This is a genomic window from Paenibacillus sp. JT31N11 (assembly GCF_056269285.1).
The window spans coordinates 419,369-437,375 of sequence record NZ_JBWDNQ010000003.1; the positions used below are offsets into that span (position 1 = coordinate 419,369).

General features: G+C 51.0%; 17 protein-coding genes and 1 riboswitch. Of the genes, 9 read left to right on the plus strand and 8 right to left on the minus strand.

Annotated features, from left to right (window positions below):
• Positions 1 to 68 precede the first annotated feature (68 nt).
• From AC0YNV_RS14490 to AC0YNV_RS14500, 3 genes are read left to right on the plus strand one after another with little or no spacing between them, the layout of a single operon-like run.
• Positions 69 to 1,421 carry a TrkH family potassium uptake protein gene (locus AC0YNV_RS14490; protein ID WP_475768701.1) on the plus strand — a complete coding sequence of 451 codons (1,353 nt, stop codon included), beginning with the start codon at positions 69 to 71 and terminating at the stop codon, positions 1,419 to 1,421.
• A gap of 16 nt (positions 1,422 to 1,437) precedes the next feature.
• Positions 1,438 to 2,100, plus strand: coding sequence for a potassium channel family protein (locus AC0YNV_RS14495; RefSeq protein ID WP_210038432.1), 663 nt, complete (start codon positions 1,438 to 1,440; stop codon positions 2,098 to 2,100).
• Between the two features lie 48 nt (positions 2,101 to 2,148).
• Positions 2,149 to 3,390: a cation:proton antiporter gene (locus tag AC0YNV_RS14500; RefSeq protein ID WP_475768702.1), complete on the plus strand. Its 1,242-nt coding sequence runs from the start codon at positions 2,149 to 2,151 to the stop codon at positions 3,388 to 3,390.
• 108 nt (positions 3,391 to 3,498) lie between these two features.
• Here the strand turns inward: AC0YNV_RS14500 and AC0YNV_RS14505 are convergent, their stop codons facing one another.
• A complete protein-coding gene (locus AC0YNV_RS14505) occupies positions 3,499 to 4,401 on the minus strand; it encodes a LysR family transcriptional regulator (protein WP_210038434.1) in 903 nt (300 codons plus the stop codon).
• 220 nt (positions 4,402 to 4,621) lie between these two features.
• Between AC0YNV_RS14505 and AC0YNV_RS14510 the strand changes: the two genes are divergently transcribed.
• From AC0YNV_RS14510 to AC0YNV_RS14525, 4 genes are all read left to right on the plus strand, one after another.
• Positions 4,622 to 5,293 carry a succinate dehydrogenase cytochrome b558 subunit gene (locus AC0YNV_RS14510; RefSeq protein ID WP_475768703.1) on the plus strand — a complete coding sequence of 224 codons (672 nt, stop codon included), beginning with the start codon at positions 4,622 to 4,624 and terminating at the stop codon, positions 5,291 to 5,293.
• Positions 5,294 to 5,317: 24 nt separating this feature from the next.
• Positions 5,318 to 7,060, plus strand: a complete 1,743-nt coding sequence (sdhA, locus tag AC0YNV_RS14515) for a succinate dehydrogenase flavoprotein subunit (RefSeq protein ID WP_210038436.1) — start codon at positions 5,318 to 5,320, stop codon at positions 7,058 to 7,060.
• Positions 7,061 to 7,075: 15 nt separating this feature from the next.
• The gene (gene sdhB, locus AC0YNV_RS14520) at positions 7,076 to 7,840 is read left to right on the plus strand and encodes a succinate dehydrogenase iron-sulfur subunit (RefSeq protein ID WP_475768704.1); all 765 of its coding nucleotides are present in this window, start codon (positions 7,076 to 7,078) and stop codon (positions 7,838 to 7,840) included.
• Positions 7,841 to 8,020: 180 nt separating this feature from the next.
• Positions 8,021 to 9,136 carry a citrate/2-methylcitrate synthase gene (locus tag AC0YNV_RS14525; protein ID WP_475768705.1) on the plus strand — a complete coding sequence of 372 codons (1,116 nt, stop codon included), beginning with the start codon at positions 8,021 to 8,023 and terminating at the stop codon, positions 9,134 to 9,136.
• Between the two features lie 56 nt (positions 9,137 to 9,192).
• On the opposite strand, the gene AC0YNV_RS14530 is transcribed toward AC0YNV_RS14525, so the two are convergent.
• Positions 9,193 to 9,471 carry an ArsR/SmtB family transcription factor gene (locus AC0YNV_RS14530; protein WP_475768706.1) on the minus strand — a complete coding sequence of 93 codons (279 nt, stop codon included), beginning with the start codon at positions 9,469 to 9,471 and terminating at the stop codon, positions 9,193 to 9,195.
• Positions 9,472 to 9,550: 79 nt separating this feature from the next.
• Positions 9,551 to 9,859, minus strand: coding sequence for a winged helix-turn-helix transcriptional regulator (locus tag AC0YNV_RS14535; protein ID WP_379113961.1), 309 nt, complete (start codon positions 9,857 to 9,859; stop codon positions 9,551 to 9,553).
• A gap of 276 nt (positions 9,860 to 10,135) precedes the next feature.
• On the opposite strand from AC0YNV_RS14535, the gene AC0YNV_RS14540 reads away from it, so the two are divergent.
• A complete protein-coding gene (locus tag AC0YNV_RS14540; protein ID WP_475768707.1) occupies positions 10,136 to 10,972 on the plus strand; it encodes a DUF695 domain-containing protein in 837 nt (278 codons plus the stop codon).
• 17 nt (positions 10,973 to 10,989) lie between these two features.
• On the opposite strand, the gene AC0YNV_RS14545 is transcribed toward AC0YNV_RS14540, so the two are convergent.
• The 4 genes from AC0YNV_RS14545 to AC0YNV_RS14560 all read right to left on the minus strand — a co-directional run bounded on the left by AC0YNV_RS14545 (position 10,990) and on the right by AC0YNV_RS14560 (position 14,812).
• Entirely contained in the window at positions 10,990 to 11,904 is a 915-nt protein-coding gene (locus AC0YNV_RS14545; protein WP_475768708.1) for an EamA family transporter, read from the minus strand.
• A 37-nt stretch (positions 11,905 to 11,941) separates the two neighbouring features.
• Positions 11,942 to 12,892, minus strand: a complete 951-nt coding sequence (locus tag AC0YNV_RS14550) for a cation diffusion facilitator family transporter (protein WP_475768709.1) — start codon at positions 12,890 to 12,892, stop codon at positions 11,942 to 11,944.
• Positions 12,893 to 13,087: 195 nt separating this feature from the next.
• On the minus strand, positions 13,088 to 13,897 hold the full coding sequence (locus tag AC0YNV_RS14555; RefSeq protein WP_475768710.1) for a histidinol-phosphatase: 810 nt from the start codon (positions 13,895 to 13,897) through the stop codon (positions 13,088 to 13,090).
• A gap of 12 nt (positions 13,898 to 13,909) precedes the next feature.
• Positions 13,910 to 14,812 (minus strand): LysR family transcriptional regulator, encoded by a 903-nt coding sequence (locus AC0YNV_RS14560; protein WP_210038444.1) that lies wholly within the window; start codon positions 14,810 to 14,812, stop codon positions 13,910 to 13,912.
• 193 nt (positions 14,813 to 15,005) lie between these two features.
• Here AC0YNV_RS14560 and AC0YNV_RS14565 point away from each other — a divergent pair, with 193 nt between their 5' ends.
• A complete protein-coding gene (locus tag AC0YNV_RS14565; RefSeq protein ID WP_475768711.1) occupies positions 15,006 to 16,301 on the plus strand; it encodes an MFS transporter in 1,296 nt (431 codons plus the stop codon).
• Between the two features lie 169 nt (positions 16,302 to 16,470).
• On the opposite strand, the gene corA is transcribed toward AC0YNV_RS14565, so the two are convergent.
• Positions 16,471 to 17,406, minus strand: coding sequence for a magnesium/cobalt transporter CorA (gene corA / locus AC0YNV_RS14570; RefSeq protein WP_210038446.1), 936 nt, complete (start codon positions 17,404 to 17,406; stop codon positions 16,471 to 16,473).
• A 467-nt stretch (positions 17,407 to 17,873) separates the two neighbouring features.
• A riboswitch (SAM riboswitch) is annotated at positions 17,874 to 17,981 on the plus strand.
• The last annotated feature ends 26 nt before the right edge of the window (positions 17,982 to 18,007 follow it).

An 18,007-nucleotide genomic window follows, 5' to 3' on the forward strand; every position in this document is an offset into this window, starting at 1 on the left:
TGGCACTTGGGCTTCCAGTGCTTTTTTTGTGCGCGCAAATAGCCAGGAGGGGTGGGACAAATCCTACGATGCTATCTTTTTTCAATATTTCCAAATGGTCGCCGCCCCGTATATTGGTAACGGGCTTTGCGTTCATTATTTTGCTTGGAGGCTTGCTGCTCTCCATGCCCTTCGCCTCGCGGGATGGCTTGCCGACGCCATTTATCGACGCGGTATTTACAGCAACAACGGCAACGTGCGTGACGGGGCTCGTGACTGTGGATACAGGCAGCCACTATTCGGTTCCCGGCCAAATCATTATTATGATGCTGATTCAGCTTGGCGGTCTCGGCTTTATGACCATGGCCACTTTGTTCGCTCTTGTTCTGCGCAAGCGCATATCCCTGAAGGAACGGCTCATTCTGCAGGAGGCGATGAACCAGACCAGCATGGAAGGCATTGTGCGTCTCATACGCAAAGTGATTTTGTACTCATTGACCATTGAGCTCGTTGGCGCTGTCCTTTTTGCCATCCGCTGGTCGTTTGACATGCCGCTTGGCAAGGCAGTTTATTTTGGCATTTTTCACGCGATTTCATTCTTTAATAATGCGGGCATCGATTTATTCGGCCAGTTCGGGGTTCCGTATGTAAGCCTTACGGAGTATGTTGATGATCCTTTGGTCAATATCGTGACGATGCTGCTGATCATAACAGGCGGGATCGGTTTTATTGTTATCTCGGATCTCGTTGAATATCGCAATAATAAGAAACTTTCGCTTCATTCCAAAGTAGTACTGTCTATGACCGGCTTTCTGATTGTATTCGGAACGGTTGTTGTTTTTATATTCGAGTTCACCAATGCCAGGACACTCGGTTCCCTTCATTGGGGCGGCAAAATATTGGCCTCCTTCTTCCAGTCGGTTACTCCGCGTACAGCAGGCGCCAATACGCTTGACCTTGCCTCTCTCAGGCAGGCCACGCAGTTCCTGACCATTATCCTGATGTTCATCGGCGCTTCGCCGGGTTCTACCGGGGGCGGAATCAAGACCACAACCTTCACGACTCTAATCGGTGCGGTTATTGCCATGATCCGGGGCAGGGAAGATATTGTGCTGTTTCGCTACCGTCTTGCCCGTGAGCGCATTTTCAAAGCATTGACCATTACCTTGTTATCGCTTTCCCTTGTCATTGTCGTCACCATGGTGCTCTCCACGACTGAGGATCAGGCCTTCTTGAAAATCCTGTTCGAGACTACCTCAGCCTTCGGGACAGTGGGCTTGACGCTTGGCATTACACCGGAGCTCTCAACGGTCGGCAAGATTATTATCTGCTTGACCATGTTTGCCGGCAGGCTGGGTCCTCTGACACTCGCCTATGCGCTTGGGCCGCGTGCGGAGAAAGAATTATATCGTCATCCGGAAGGCAAAATTATTATTGGATAGGGGAAATTATTACACGATGAAGAATCATCAGTTCGTCATTATCGGACTTGGCCGCTTCGGTTCAAGTTTGGCCAGGGAATTAGTGGAGCTTGGATATGAAGTGCTCGGCATTGATAAGGACGAGGAAGCCGTTCAGGATATGAGTCAGCATCTGACGCATACCGTCGTGGCGGAATCAACGGACGAGGAAGTGCTGCGGTCGCTTGGCGTACGCAATTTTGACTGTGGTGTTGTCGCTATCGGCGATGATATTCAAGCGAGCATTCTGACGACTATTTTGCTTAAGGACCTGGGCGTGAAGAAGGTCGTGGCCAAGGCGATGAGCGAGCTGCATGGTCGGGTATTGGAGAAAATCGGGGTGGACCGCGTAGTCTATCCGGAGCGGGATATGGGCATTCGTGTCGCGCATCAGCTGGTGTCGCCTAATCTGCTTGATTATATTGAATTATCAAAGGATTATACAATTGCCGAGCTGGCGGTGCCAAAATGTCTTAACGGCGTATCCCTGCAGGATCTTAATCCCAGAGCCAAATTCGGCTGCAGCATTGTTGCAATCAATAAACCCAGGGGAATCATTATTGCTCCTACTGCAACCGATGTGCTCGCTGAGAAGGATGTCATGGTTGTCATCGGGACCAACCAACAGATTGAACAATTCGAGGAGTCCGTTACCCGTTAGGGGGAAATCAGCGACTGCTTCATTATGAAACGGGCGTGAGAGCGGCAAATGGAGACATCAACTACAGAAACAATTCATCACTTGTTTTTACTGCTGCTCACGATTGTGACGGCTGGCATGATCGCAGGGACGCTGGCATCCAGACTGCGGCTGCCGGATGTTGCCATGTATATAATCGTGGGAATGGCAATCGGGCAGGGTTTCCACTGGATTAATGAGTCAAGCAGCTCGCTGATTAATCAATTGATCCTTATAGCCGGTTCTTCCATCATTTTGTTCGACGGCGGGAGAAATATCGGTTTGAAGGGTCTAAAGCAGGTGGGCTGGACGGTTGGTCTGCTCAGCGTACCCGGCGTGCTGATAACGGTTGGCATTGTCGGGGCGGCGGTACATTTGCTGTTTGGCATTGATTGGCTGTATGCGCTGCTTGCCGCATCGGTCATCGCTTCCACAGACCCTGCTTCTATCATACCTGTGTTCCGGCAAGTGACAATTCGTAATCGGGTCCGCGAAACGGTTGAGAGTGAATCAGCTTTTAATGATGCGACAGGATCGATTATTACGTTCGCTCTCCTGAGTGCGGCTGTAGGAGATTCGGCGCTTTCTGCCGGCGTCATTACCTGGGATTTTATCCGGACGGCATTCGGCGGCATTGCCGTTGGATTGGCTTTGGGGATTATTATAGTCGGTCTGGTTGCCCACATCCGCATTGGTGTGCTGCGCGATTACACAACCATCGCCATGATCGCTACTGCGCTTGGCGCGTATCTGATTGGCGACATGCTGCATGTGAGCGGATTTATGGCTACCTTTGTAGCGGGACTGATCTGGGGGAATTCGAAATCCTTCGGAATGGATATGGCGGACAAAAAGGAAGAGATCAATCATTTTTCCGATAATATAACCGTTATTATGCGGATGCTGATCTTTATCCTGCTCGGCAGCCAGGTGGATTTCAGGCTGCTGGCCGATTATTGGTGGCAGAGCCTGATTGCGGTGCTTGTGCTGATGGTCATTGCCCGTCCTGCGACCGTGCTTGCTTCCGCGCTGCCGGACCGCAAGTCACGGTGGAGCCTGAAGGAAATGACCTTCATGATGTGGGTGCGGGAGACTGGCGTCATACCGGCCGCTTTATCCGGCATGCTGGCGGGAATGGGGGTCAAGCACGCCGATATTATTGCATCGGTAACCTTTATGGCCATTATGCTGACGATTCTGGTACAGGCCAGCACGACAGCCTGGGTGGCCCGAAAGCTCGGAATGGATTCGGAAGCGGAAATTGGCAAATAATAAGGAGAGGGCGCCGAAGCTGCCTTCTCCTTTTGTTTTATTTAACTTATTGTCCAAGTGCGTCCCACGATCTTTGTTCTATATTATCGTTGGAGCATCGGGGCAGCATCAGCCGTTTCTTCGCGGATTGTAGAGCTTGGCAATCTCATCAATCCACAAGCGGACGGCAGGACTCAAGCTGTCCGTCTCGGCATGAATCAGGGATGTGGTGCGCTTGGATTCCTTGAGCTCGCGGATCGTGACGCTGATCAGGTCATTGTCGCTCAGCATCTGCTCGCGCAAATATGATTTGGGCAGAAGCGTTCCGGCGCGGCATGTATGGAGCAGGCGCAATATCGCTTCGAAGGAGTCAATTTCCATTCTGACGTCGGGCAGGAGATGATATTTTTCAAACAGCTCGTCCGTAAGAATACGGTACCAGGTGCCTTTGGAGAACAGGATCATCGGCATGCCGTTCAAATCGCCAATGACGGGCTCGCCCTTGTCCATCACAAAATGATTGCGCGGCAGCACCAGCACCAGGTGATCCTCGAACAGGGGGACGCAGCGCAGCCCCGGATCGTCGATTTGGGAGGCGACAATGCCCAGATCCGCTTTGCGGTCGCGGACAAGCGAAACGATCTCATGCGTTTTGCCGGTGATGGCCTTGATGTCCAGCTCCGAGCTTTGCTGCGTCAGCGCCTGAATCAGATCGGGCAGCGTCGTCTGCAGGGTGGTCAGGCTCGCGCCGATCGTCAGGGAGGAGCGGCCCGCAGTCTTGTATTCGGCAAGCATCTTCAGGAACCTTAGATGCTGCTGTCTGGTCTCGATGGCGTAATCATAGGTAAGCCGGCCGATCCGCGTCAGCTCCAATCTTTTACCGACCCGCTTGAACAGCTCGACTCCCAAGTCCTGCTCAAGCTTGGAAATTTTCCGCGACAGAGCGGGCTGGGATAAATTAAGCGCGGTTGAAGCCTTGTTCATGCTGGATTGCTCCACAATGATGGCAAACACATTCAATTCTTCAAGCATTCCCTCAACCCTTTCCTTACATATGTGTATTTGTTATAAGTTTTAATGAATAATAAGCAATTCCATTATAAGTGTAAAAGGAGTATTATGTGAACTGTGAATAAAATGTGTCATGCTAATTGTTGACGCATAATTGGGCGGGAGTTACAATGGAGAATGGTTTTGGCGAAGATTGGCGAATGTTAGCAACTCACAGTTGCGAAAGGAGAACGCACACGTTATGAAAGGAAATTCGTATTTATCGCGCAAGATTCACTCTTTGCTTGGAGTGATACCGCTCAGCTTGTTCATTGTTGAACATATGCTGACCAATTATGCAGCTTTTGAGGGCGGCCCGCAGGGATTTAAGGACAGTGTCAAGTTTCTGAATGACCTGCCGCTTGTTTTCTTCCTGGAGCTGTTCGGCATCTGGCTGCCGCTGCTGTTCCATGGCGTGTACGGCCTGTACGTTGCGTACCAGTCCAATGTTAACACCGGGCGGTTTCAGTATGGACGCAACTGGGCGTTTGCGGCACAACGGATTTCGGGGGTTATCACATTTATCTTCGTTTTCTGGCATTTGTATCAAACGCGCTACCAGGTTATGATCGGCGAAGTCACTCATGAACAGCTGGGCGGTCTGATGCACGATATTACCAACAACGGCTTCTATCTTGTTTTTTACATTATCGGCGTCGTTGCGGCGACATTCCATTTTAGCAACGGGATGTGGGCTTTCCTTGTGAGTTGGGGCATTACGGTCGGACCTCGTGCGCAGCGCATCTCCTCCAGAATATGGATGGGTGTATTCGTTCTCGTATCGCTGTTGTTTCTGCTGTCGCTCTTCTCCTTCCGTGGGGATGAGTTCAAGGAAGCGGCTTCTCTTGCTTCATATATGACGAATCTCGTTTAGCTTTAGGACAAGGAGCGAATAAATATGGCTAAAAATAAAGTTATTGTCGTCGGAGGCGGACTCGCCGGTCTGATGGCTACAATTAAAGCGGCAGAAGCCGGACTTCATGTCGATCTCTTCTCGGTTGTTCCTGTTAAACGGTCTCACTCCGTATGCGCGCAGGGCGGTATTAACGGCGCGGTGAATACGAAGGGGGAGGGCGACTCCACCTGGGAACATTTTGACGATACGGTATACGGCGGCGACTTCCTTGCGAACCAACCGCCGGTTAAAGCGATGTGCGATGCGGCGCCGGGTATTATCCACTTGATGGACCGGATGGGCGTTATGTTCAACCGTACACCTGAGGGACTGCTGGATTTCCGCCGTTTTGGCGGCACCCAGTATCACCGCACGGCTTTCGCAGGCGCAACAACCGGCCAGCAGCTGCTGTATGCGCTGGATGAGCAGGTGCGCCGCTGGGAAACAGCCGGGCTGGTTACGAAATTCGAACACTGGGAATTCATGGGCGCCGTATTGGATGACGATGGCGTCTGCCGCGGCATAACCGCGCAGGATCTGCGCTCCATGGAAGTGCATACCATTGCGGGCGATGCGGTTATTCTGGCATCCGGCGGCCCAGGCATCATTTTCGGCAAAACGACCAACTCGGTCATCAACACAGGTACCGCAGCAAGCGCTGTGTATCAGCAGGGCGTGCATTACGCCAACGGCGAATTTATCCAGATCCATCCCACAGCCATCCCCGGCGATGACAAGCTGCGCCTGATGTCGGAATCGGCCCGCGGCGAAGGCGGCCGGATCTGGACCTATAAAGATGGCAAGCCGTGGTATTTCCTTGAAGAGAAATATCCGGCCTACGGCAACCTGGTTCCCCGTGACATTGCGACCCGTGAAATCTTCCACGTCTGCGTTGACGAGAAACTGGGCATCAATGGCGAGAACATGGTTTATCTGGATCTGTCCCATAAGGATCCGAAGGAGCTGGATGTCAAGCTCGGCGGAATCATTGAGATTTACGAGAAGTTCATGGGTGATGACCCGCGTAAAATTCCGATGAAAATCTTCCCGGCGGTTCACTATTCCATGGGCGGATTATGGGTTGACTTCAACCAAATGACCAACATTCCCGGCTTGTTCGCCTGCGGAGAATGCGAATATCAATACCATGGCGCGAACCGTCTGGGCGCGAACTCGCTGCTCTCGGCGATTTATGGCGGCATGATCACAGGACCGAAGGTCGTAGAATATATCAAGGGCTTGAAGAAATCGGCGGATGACATTTCATCAACCGTATATGATCGCGAGAAGAAGCGCCAAACCGATAAATATGAAGGCATTCTGGCCATGAACGGCACCGAGAACGCATATGTGCTGCACAAGGAGCTTGGCGAGTGGATGACCAACAATATGACGGTCGTTCGTTTCAACAAGAAGCTGGAAGAGACAATCGGGAAAATCAAGGAACTGAAGCAGCGCTACAGCAACATCAATATCAATGATACTTCGCGTTGGAATAATGCAGGCGTGGCGTTCACCCGTCAGCTGTGGAATATGCTGGAGCTGTCCGAGGCGATGACGCTGGGCGCTCTTATGCGCAACGAGAGCCGCGGCGCGCATTACAAGCCGGAATTCCCGGACCGCAATGACGATTATCTGAAAACGACCAAAGCGACGTGGACGGTTGAAGGTCCGACAATTTCGTATGAAGATGTGGATGTCTCCCTGATCAAACCGCGTAAACGCGATTACTCGAAAGAAAAATAGAAAGGAGAATGAACAATGGCTGAAACGACTGTGGCAGCAAAAACAGTAAAGCTGAACATTACGCGTCAGGATTCTCCGGATTCTCAGCCGTACACGGAGCATTTTGAAATTCCGTATCGCCCGAATATGAACGTAATCAGCGCGTTAATGGAAATTCAGCGTAATCCGAAGAAGCAGGATGGACAAAATACGGCCCCGGTATGCTGGGAATCCAACTGTCTGGAAGAAGTGTGCGGCGCATGCTCCATGGTAATCAACGGCAAGCCGCGTCAAGCGTGCAGCGCCCTGATTGACAAGCTGGAGCAGCCGATTTCACTCGCTCCGATGAGCACATTCCCCGTCGTGCGCGATTTGGTCATCAACCGCGAGCGGATGTTCAATGCGCTCAAACGGGTGAAAGCCTGGATTCCCATTGACGGCACCTACGATCTGGGTCCTGGTCCGCGGATGGCGGAAACCAAGCGCCAGTGGGCGTACGAGCTGTCCAAATGCATGACCTGCGGTGTATGTCTGGAAGCCTGTCCGAACGTCAATGACCGCAACAGCTTTATCGGACCTGCGGCAATCTCGCAGGTGCGGCTGTTCAACGCGCATCCAACCGGCGAGATGAATCAGGCGGAGCGTTTGGAAACCTTGATGGAGGATGGCGGTATCGAAGGCTGCGGCAACTCGCAGAACTGTGTGCGCGCCTGTCCGAAAGGTATTCCGCTGACGACCTCCATAGCGGCGATCAACAAGGACACCACCAAACAATTGTTCAAAAAATGGCTTGGAATTTAATTCATATCCATACAGACAAGCACATCCGGTAGGCAATTACGCCGGGTGTGCTTTTTTATTAGCCTAATGATAGATATTATTTATATAGTCGATATAATTGTTGATGTTTTGTTTATCGAAAAATGCTGATAAGCTGGATATAACGTAATAGCTCAATCGAAATCGAGGAGGATATCAGTGATGAAAAAGCCAAGTGTAACTGGCCTTGAAGATGTGGTAGCCGCAGATACTCTGATCAGTTATGTAAATGGATTGGAAGGTCAACTGGTCTATCGGGGCTATTGGGCCAAGGATTTGGCCGTTCAATATTCGTTTGAAGAGGCCGCCTGTCTGCTGTGGCGGGGCCATCTGCCGGACGCAGCTGAATTAACGAACTGTAAAGAACAGTTCGCAAGGGACAGGCGGCTCACGCCGGAGCTCAAGACGCTGCTCGACGCAATACCCAGAGAGGCTCCACTCATGAGCACTGTCATGTCGGCGGTTGCTGCGCTCATTCCTGAAGAAGACGGCTCCGGCTGGCCTCCCGAGCTCCGTCAGGCAGTACGCATTACAGCGCTGCTGCCCACCGTGATCGCTTACCGGGATCATTCAATCATGGGCACACAATGGCCCGGGGAAGCTGATGAGAACGACCATGTTGCCTATTACCTGCATGTCTTGTTCGGAAGACCTGCCACAGCAGCCCATATTCGTGTAATGAATGCCTATATGATCCTGGCAATGGAGCATGGGCTAAATGCCTCGACATTTGCCGCCCGTGTTGTCGCATCCAAAGAATCGGATATTTACTCGGCCGTAAGCGCTGCAATTGGCGCCATGAAAGGACCTCTGCACGGCGGAGCGCCTTCGGGAGTTATCAAGCTGCTCGAGAGGGTCGGTTCCAAGCCCCAGGCAGAGCCTGTCATCCGGAATATGCTGGAACAGGGCGAGCGGCTGATGGGGTTTGGTCACCGGATCTACAAGAGGCTTGACCCAAGAGCCGAAGCGCTTCGGGAGGTGACTGGCGCGATGGCGAGTATCGATGAATGGTTCGACCTGGCCTTATACACGGAACAAACCGCCATCAGGCTGCTGGCTGAATATAAGCCGGGACGAGGGTTATATACAAATGTTGAATTTTACGCTGCTGCGCTCATGCGTTCGCTGCAAATGCCGGATCTGCTCTTCACGCCTACTTTTACGGCCGCGCGGGTGGTGGGCTGGACTGCCCATATTCTGGAGCAATCCGGGCATAACCGGATTTTTCGTCCACAGTCCAACTATGTGGGGCCTATGCCTATCAACATGCAAACATAGACAGAATCCCGGAAATTCCTGCTGGAATTCCGGGATTCTGTCTGTTTTGGTTATCATTAAATGTTCGATAGCTGCTCCAGGTAGGCTCTCAGTACATCACGCTGGACAACGAGGCTCATGAATTTGCCTGTGCGAATCGTCTGGACCAAGCCAGCCGTCTCCAGTTCTTTCACATGGTGAGAGATCGTTGCGGCGCTCACGGGATGGGTTTCATGCAGGATACTGCAGGGCAGCGGGTCGCTGCTGGCCCCGATCTCCCTAAGCATCTGATAACGCCGCGGCTCAGCCAAGGCGCGGGATATCCGCGTAAACTGCTGCTCTGTCAATGTCATCATGCTGATCTTCCTTTCCTCGTGTCTTGTACGACTTTTAATTATATATAGATAAAAAAAACCGCCCGTTGTCCGGGCAGTTTTAATACCAATGCTCTCCCCAATCCTGAATCGATTGGATAACGGGTTCAAGACCGCGTCCTTTTTCGGTTAACTCATATTCAATCCGGACAGGCATTTCCGGGTAAACGTTGCGTTTAATGATTTGACAGTGCTCCAGTTCTTTCATCCGATCCGTCAGCATCTTGTCGCTCATATCTGGAATTTGTTCTTTAATGGCTTTGAAGCGTTTGGGACCGCCGAGCAGAACCCGAACAATCATACCTGTCCATTTCTTGCCAAGCATTTCTGCCGCATGCTCGTATTTTGGACACATTTTGGAATAATCCACAGTTCAATCACCCCTCTTGTTAGTTCTATTGTAGCACATGACGTCGCAAAAGAGAGCAGATTTTCTAACTGTTCTTAATTGCTATACAATGAATATGAACTATATTATAGTTAGTATCAATTATAGCACTAATTGATTCCATATGTCACCCGGACGTTAAATAAATCAAAGAAAGCTGCAAAAATGCTTGGTTATGGCCGGAAAACCGTTATAATGAGGGATGAGCACTAGGCTGTACTCATTCTATGCAAATTTCAATTTTCGAGGTGCTGCAGTATGACAGACAACTGGGGATTTTATGAACGCCGATCAGAATCGGAGCAGATGCGTGTCCTGGTCAACACGGGCTATAAAAATTCCGCCCCGTTGGCTGAGTTCGAGGATCTGCTTTCCATTACTATAAATTTATATCCGGTCCGGGAACATAACCGTTCGAAGGGCGAATTCGTCAAACAGCTGGAGCAATTGGAAGGCAAGCTGGAGCATTGGCTAAAAGATAGCGCGGATGCTATTTATGTCGGGAGAATTAATGTATCGACCCGTCTGGAATTTTATTATTATGCGCCGAAGGGCCGGATCAGCAGCAGCGTAATCCGGGATTGGATGAAAGATCAATGGGAATTCAGAGCCCAGCACTATATAAAAGAAGACCCGCAGTGGACGTTCTATTCCTACATGCTGCCTGACCCGCTGGAGGAATTATTTGTACATAACGCCCAGATGATCTACGCCCTCATCCATAAAGGAGATAATATCAGAGAGCCCAGACATGTCTATCACTGGCTGTTATTCCGTGAGGACGAGGACAGACGCGAGATGGAGACTATGCTCGAGGAGCTTGGTTACCGGATTGAAAGGGAAAAGGAAGGCAGCCCGGATAACGGATATCCCTATCCGCTCGTCATCAGCAAATTCGAGGACGTCCGCCTGGATACGGTCAACGACAGAGTCAGAGAGCTCTACAGGCTGATGTCCGGCAATGGAGGGCGATACGACGGCTGGGGCTCCGTGATGAAGCTGACGACGGTCAAACGGTTCCGGTACCAGATCCGCAAATTTATCGACTCCATACAGTCGCTGATTTTTAAGAAAAGCGATTCCAGGCGTCAATAAACACCTCGGCGCCGGTTTTATACCCGAATCAGAATCAGCCCCGCGAACATAAAGGCAAACGCCGTCCACTGCATAGCAGACAGCCTTTCCCGGTACAGAACAATGGAGCCGGCTGCCACGACAAGACTGTTGGCGGCGAAGATTGGCCCGGCAATGTTCGCTTGTCCGGTTTGCAGCGCGACTGCATACAACTGCAGGCCGCCGTATGAGAATAAGCCGGCAACCAGCCCCCAAAGCAGCCCCGTCCGCGATGAGCCTCGCGAAGAATCCGCCAGTGCGCGCGCGGCTGGCGCTGGCGCTGATACTACGGCAGGGGACTGAACCTGTCTCTGCTCCAGGAGCGCAGCATATGCAAACCACAGAATGGACAGCGCATAGGAAACGAACAGGACCGGTGCGCCTGCAAGACCCAATCCCTCCGTGACTTTAAGTCCCCCGTTGCGAACAGCAAATAATACGATGCTCACACCCACATAGAGGAACCACTTCTTTTGTTTCACGGACAGTTTCTCTCTGCCGCGGATAGAAACCAATACGACGGCAAGCAGCAGAAGCAGAACCCCCGTGAATTCCGTTCCCTGAAACGGCTCATTGTAGATAAAGGTTCCAAGCGCGACAACGAGAACGATATTCATATTGGTCAAAGGGGAAGTCAGGCTGGCCGGCCCGTATTCCAGCGCTTTCATAAACAGTACGTTGCCAAAGGCGGAGCCTGCGCCAATCAGCAGTCCCGCGGTCCAAACCCTGACGTCCGTCAAGGAAGCGGCCAGGTTTTGCTCTACTGCTGCATGCAGACCGAAGCCTGCCGTTCCGGAGATGTACAGCCCCAGAAGCAGATACGTGGAGGAACCGCTGCGCATCTGGGATACCTTCATCCACCAGCCCGCAAGGCCGAATAATATTGCGCTGCCGACAGCTGCTGCAAACCACATGAGGATTCATCCTTCTTTCAAAGAGGTTGTTCAAGTATTACGGGCGATCCGGCTTTTGTTCGGCATGCTGCCTGAGAAACTCTTGTCCGTATTCCCCATGAGGTAGAATGGAGGCATGCTCGGTTTGAATGGTTGAATGGGTAATGCCGTATTTGCCCCGCAGCAGCTCGTTAATGGCCAAAATGACATAGAACGGCTGTGAGTGCTTGGGGATGAACACATGTGCGGTGAGTGAATAATGGTCCGTGGAAATCGCCCACAGATGCATCTCGTGCACATCTTCAATGCCATCAATGGTGAGCAGACTGCTCCGCATTTCTTCAAGGTCGAATTTCTCCGGCACCGATTCCATAAGGATCAAATACGACTGGCGGATAATCCGATACCCTCCGACGAATATTATGCCGCCGATGACCACGCTGATGATAGGATCCGCTATGTACCAATTGGTAAAATAAATCAGGACAGCCGACAGGATCACGCCGACCGAGCTGAGCAAATCGCCGATGAAATGCCACAATGCGCTTTGAATATTTAAATTATCTTCTTCCTTCATGCTGCGGCTGAGCACCACCGTCAGTACGATATTGACGATTAATCCGATGACCGCAATGATCAGCATCAGTTTGAAATCGATGGCAACGGGATCGATAAAGCGCCGGATGCCTTCAATAAATATGCCGACTGCGATCACGGCTAGCGCCAGTCCGTTGAGGAACGAGGCAATGATCTCGAATCGCAGATACCCGAAGGTGAATTTGGAATTGGATGGACGCCGCGACAGATAGATTGCGGTCATGCTCAAACCGAGTGCGATTACATCCGAGATCATATGCGCCGAATCAGACAGAAGCGCAAGGGAATGGCTCAGCACGCCTCCGGTAATTTCCACAATCGTGAAGAAAAGCGTAATCCAGAGTGTGATCCAAAGCGTACGCTTGGACGTTTCCTGTTCCTTGGCGTGGCGAAGATGGTGATAATCATGCATGTCGTTCACCCCTAATCATTTGTTACACAAATGAAATGATTCTGTTATCGTCCTTTTACATTCCTGGGCTATTATAATAAACAAGACCCCCTTTTACTTATATATAACATGGGACCTGCCGCTGGCAGGTCCACTTTTTTTGTTATGCTCCAGTTTTCGAAAAACGATGTTGCGTCCACCTGGCGGATATAACCGTTATAGAGGCACAACAACCGGCTGCTTCTGCTTGTAATACACCCATTCCCGGAAACCGATCTCCTTGAGCTGTCTCCGCACAAGCTCCCAATCGTCGCCTACCCGGCTTGGAACATGCGCATCCGATCCGAAGGTCACCTGGACGCCGAAATACAGGGCCCGCTCCAGTATGGCATCCGAAGGATACCAGCCGCCGACATCCTTGGTCTTGCCTGAAGTATTGATCTCAATAGCCACGTTGTTCTGCGCAATAATCCTCAGCGTGTCGTCAATCGCATCCTCCGCTTCAATTTCGGAGAAGGCTGGATAATAGCCCTTCATGGCATCTATATGCCCCAGCACCTGGAAGGCTCCGCTGCGCGCCGACTGGGAGATCAGATTGTAATATTCGCGCTTTTCGTCGATTTTCTTGCTTTTCGACATGCCTTTCCACCGGTTGCGGTTAAATATGCTGATTCCCCGCGTATGGTGGACGGAGCCGATAATATAGTCGAAGGGATGCGGCTCGTACATGCTGCGGTACAAGTTGATGGATTCAGGATAGAAGTCGGATTCCATTCCCAGCAGCACATCGATCTTGCCTTCGTATTTGGCTTTGAGCCGGAGAACCTCATTGATATAGTTGAGCAGATCACTTTTGGCCATGGCGATTCCAGGATGCGGTTGATCCTGTTCGCTGGCAAAGTAAGGGGAATGGTCGGATATGCCGATAACCTGGAGTCCTACCGTAATACCGGCCTTGATATACGATTCGATATCCCCGTCGGCATGGCCGCACCGGTAATGATGCGTATGTAGATCGAATTTCATCGTTAACATCTCCTATTCGCTGCTAATAAATTGATCCTCGGGCATGCCTTTCAAGTCGCTGAGAAATTGCTGCATGGCGGAATTGAGATAACGTCCGGATTTGAAGACGACACCGACGGGATGGCTCATGTCGAGTTCGTTTACACTGATTCGTTTCAGGGTTCCCAGTCTGACTTCATTGGCGATGGACAGCTTGGAGACGACAGCCGCTCCCAGATTGATTTCAACCATGCGTTTGACCTCTTCGCTGCTGGACAGCTCCATCACGATGTTGGGCTCGATATTGAATTTGCGGAATATTTTATCCAGAAAACGTCTTCCCAGCGTGTCTGGCGACAGCATAATCATCGGAATGTCCTTGAGCGCTTCAACAGGCATGTGCTTCAAGCCGCTTAACGGATGCTCGGGCGACACGACGAGATCGTACGTATCATAATATAAGACCGAAGTTTCGACATTGGGATTTCGTTCGGACAAATAAGTAATGCCCAGATCAACGGAGCCGTTCTCCACACTGGTCATGACCTGTGCGGAAGGCATGGAATGAATGGTTGTTTTAATCAGCGGAAATTGATCTTGAAAATAAGACAAAACGCGCGGCAGGATTTGAATCGCGATCGAGGAGGTCGTCCCGAGCAGAATATGCCCCTGCGGCGTCTCATTCAGGTCGGAGAGCTTCTGTTTCAGCTCCTCGACAATGGACAAAATGCGCGATGCATGCTCCAGGAATACCTGCCCGCGGTCTGTCAGGGTGACAGGCTGGTTCCGGTCAATCAGCACGGTCTTGAACTCGTCCTCCAGGCTCTTGACCTGTGCGGAAACGGCCGGCTGCGTCAAATTGAGCAATTCTCCGGCTTTGCGGAAGCTCATGGTCTTGGAGATGGTAAGCAAGGTCTCAAGCTGGCTGATGTTCACGGAAACCCTCCTTTGTCGATTAAAGATTTTTATCACTTATCGTACTATTATAAATGAAAAGCGGGAATACGGCAAAAGACCATGCGGCCCTTTGCAAAAACTTTAAGAAGGAATCATGTGGTGCCTGTCGAAAGGTTCAGCAGAGATATGGTGCCGATCTGAAGCGGTGCCTAGAAGAAGGAGCGATAAGCAGATGAATCGTAAAGTGGTTCGCGGATGGCTGATGTATGACTGGGCGAATTCCGCTTTTGCGACGACGATAATGGCCGCGGTGATGCCCGTGTTCTATAACACCGTCGCAGGATCAGGGCTGACGGGCAATACTGCCGAAAATTATTGGGGATATACCCAGACGATCGCGATGATCTGTGTCGCCGTGCTCTCGCCGATCATGGGCGCAATCGCAGACTACTCCGGCATGAAGGTACGGTTTCTGTCCTTCTTTGCTGTTATAGGAGCGATCTCATGCGGAGCGATGGCTTTCATTGGCGAAGGAGATTGGCTGCTCGCATCCGTGCTTGTTGTGATCGGAACGATTGGCTATTCGGCGGGAAATACTTTTTATGATGGCCTCATCACGGATATCGCGCCGCCGCAGGAACGCGCTGCGATCAGCTCCAAAGGATACGCTGCCGGCTATTTGGGCGGGGGGCTTCTGCTGGCGTTGAATATTGTGATGATCGAAGGCTGGGAAATGCTCGGGTTTGCGGATAAAACAGCGGGCACCCAGGCGGCATTTGCAACGGTCGGCATATGGTGGCTGTTATTCTCCATTCCGCTTATGAGGAATGTCAAAGAGCAGGCCAAGGGAGCCTCAAGCGGAGCGGGCCATGCGGTCAGAAACGGATTTGTGCGCATTGGCCAAACCTTGAAGTCAGCCAGAAAATTCCCTGAGCTCCTCAGGTATATGCTGGCATTCTGGTTTTTTAACGACGGCATTAATACGGTTATTGTCATGGCTACCATATACGGGAGCGGCATTGGCATCGAGACTACCCACTTGATTATTGCGCTGCTGATTACCCAATTTGTAGGCTATCCAAGTACGCTGCTGTTTATCAGAGCGGCGGCGCGTCTTGGAACCAAGCGATCCCTGAATATGTCCTTGATGATCTACATTCTGATTGTGGTTCTGGGCTTCTTTATGACCAGTGCGGTGCATTTCTACATCTTGGCATTCATGGTTGGACTTGTGCAGGGAGGAAGCCAGGCGATTGCCCGGAGCATCTATGCCAATCTGGTGCCGCCATCCAGGACCGCGGAATTTTTCGGCTTCCTCAGTCTGTCCAGCAAATTCTCTTTGGTCATGGGGCCGCTGATTTTCTCCATTGTGGGAACCATTACCGGCTCCAGCAGGCTGGCGATATTGTCGCTTGTCGCCTTCTTCGTCATAGGCATCGTACTTCTGGCCAGGGTGGATCTGGAGAAAGGAGCGCGCGAATCGCTGGCTAATGATGTGGATGACGGAGGAAGCACGATTGCCTTGTAGAATTCTTGTTCATACTCTAAGGGGCAGGCGGAAGACTGGTTTCGTCCGCGCAGCGGCATTCTGCCTGGATTAGAGGCATTCGAATGGTCCGAAACAGACAAAAATAACGTCTTTCCCGGTAGCGGGGGGGACGTTATTTTTGTTGTTTATTCGATGCTCCCGCCTACAGTCACAGCCAATCCTTCTTGCGGAAAATATAGAACATCCCGCAGCCGAGAAACAGCATGATGAACAGCAAAATATAGGAGCCGCCATGCAGATGCAGGCCGGGAATATAATCAAAATTCATCCCATATATACCGGTTATGAAGGTAAGAGGCATAAAGATCGTGGTCAGTGCCGTAAATACGCGCATGATTTCATTGGCGCGGTTGGCCAGACTGGATTGATAAGCCTCGCGCAAGTTGCCCATGAGGTCGCGATAGGTCTCGAAGGTCTCGGCGATTTTGACCGCATTCTCATAGATATCGCTGAAATATTTTTGCAGCTGATCGTCGATGAGCTTCAGATCCTTTTTGTTGAGCGTGAAGATGACGTCCTTCTGCGGACCCAGCACCTTTTTCAGCCACAAAATTTCACTTCGCAGACCGATGATTTCAGTCAGATGGGATTTCTTCGTATGCATGAGGATATCTTCTTCCAGGCTTTCAATGCGCGCTTCAATGCGGTCGCCGACCAGGAAATAGTTGTCAACAACAAGATCGACCAGATGGTAGAGGAATCTGTCCGGTCTGCCGACTTCCTCTTCCCACAGAATCGGCTTTAAAGTGCGCAGCTCGTTGATTTTTTGCTTGGTCACCGTAATAATATAATGCCGTCCGAGGAAGATGTTCAAAGCTCTGAGAAAAATCTCCTCGTCATCAAACCGGATGCTGTTGATCACGATGAAATAATGACCCTCATGAATTTCAATCTTCGGCCGCTGTTCTTCCTCGCTGAGGCAGTCTTCGACGGCCAGGTCGTGGAGGGCGAATATCGGCTGCAGCACAGCCAGATCGTCGACGTCCGCGTCAATCCAGTAAAAGCCCTCAGTGGGCGGAATAGTGGCAGTATGAATATCCTCAATTGTCGTAAAAATGCCCTGATTAACCAGACGGATTTTCATCCGCATCCCTCTCCTCTCTTTCCTTAATGATGGTTTTTCCCGGATGCCGGTAGATTGGAGGGAGGCATTTATCAATACGTTACGCTGACCATAGCGATGCAGACCGAACCTATATCAGGAAGGACGGCGTTGAACGATATGGACGGCTGTATCGTAAGCAGACATGCGCTAAGTTCCAGTACCGGTAATCAATGCGGTTGCCCGCAGGCCTCGGGTCGCCTTCCATATGCGTCAACACCCCTTTTTGGAATCCATTTGGGATTGAATCATGCAATCCTTGTCTAGTATACTCTGACAGTGTCTTTCCATTCAAGAAGAAACTAGGCAGGCCGCATGATACTGTAATTTATGCGCTGATACCTCATGGGGTGAACACCACAGCCTGCCTGTTATTTCACTCATACTTGACGGGAATAAGGGAATGATTTAAAGTAAACATAAGTCGACCGATAATTAAATAGCAAGCTTTCTTATCAAGAGCAGGCGGAGGGACTAGCCCGATGAAGCCCGGCAACCGGCGTTTATACGCACGGTGCTAATTCTTGCGGAAACATTTTGTTTCTGACAGATGAGAGGCGCATGAACGATATTTTTTATGCCC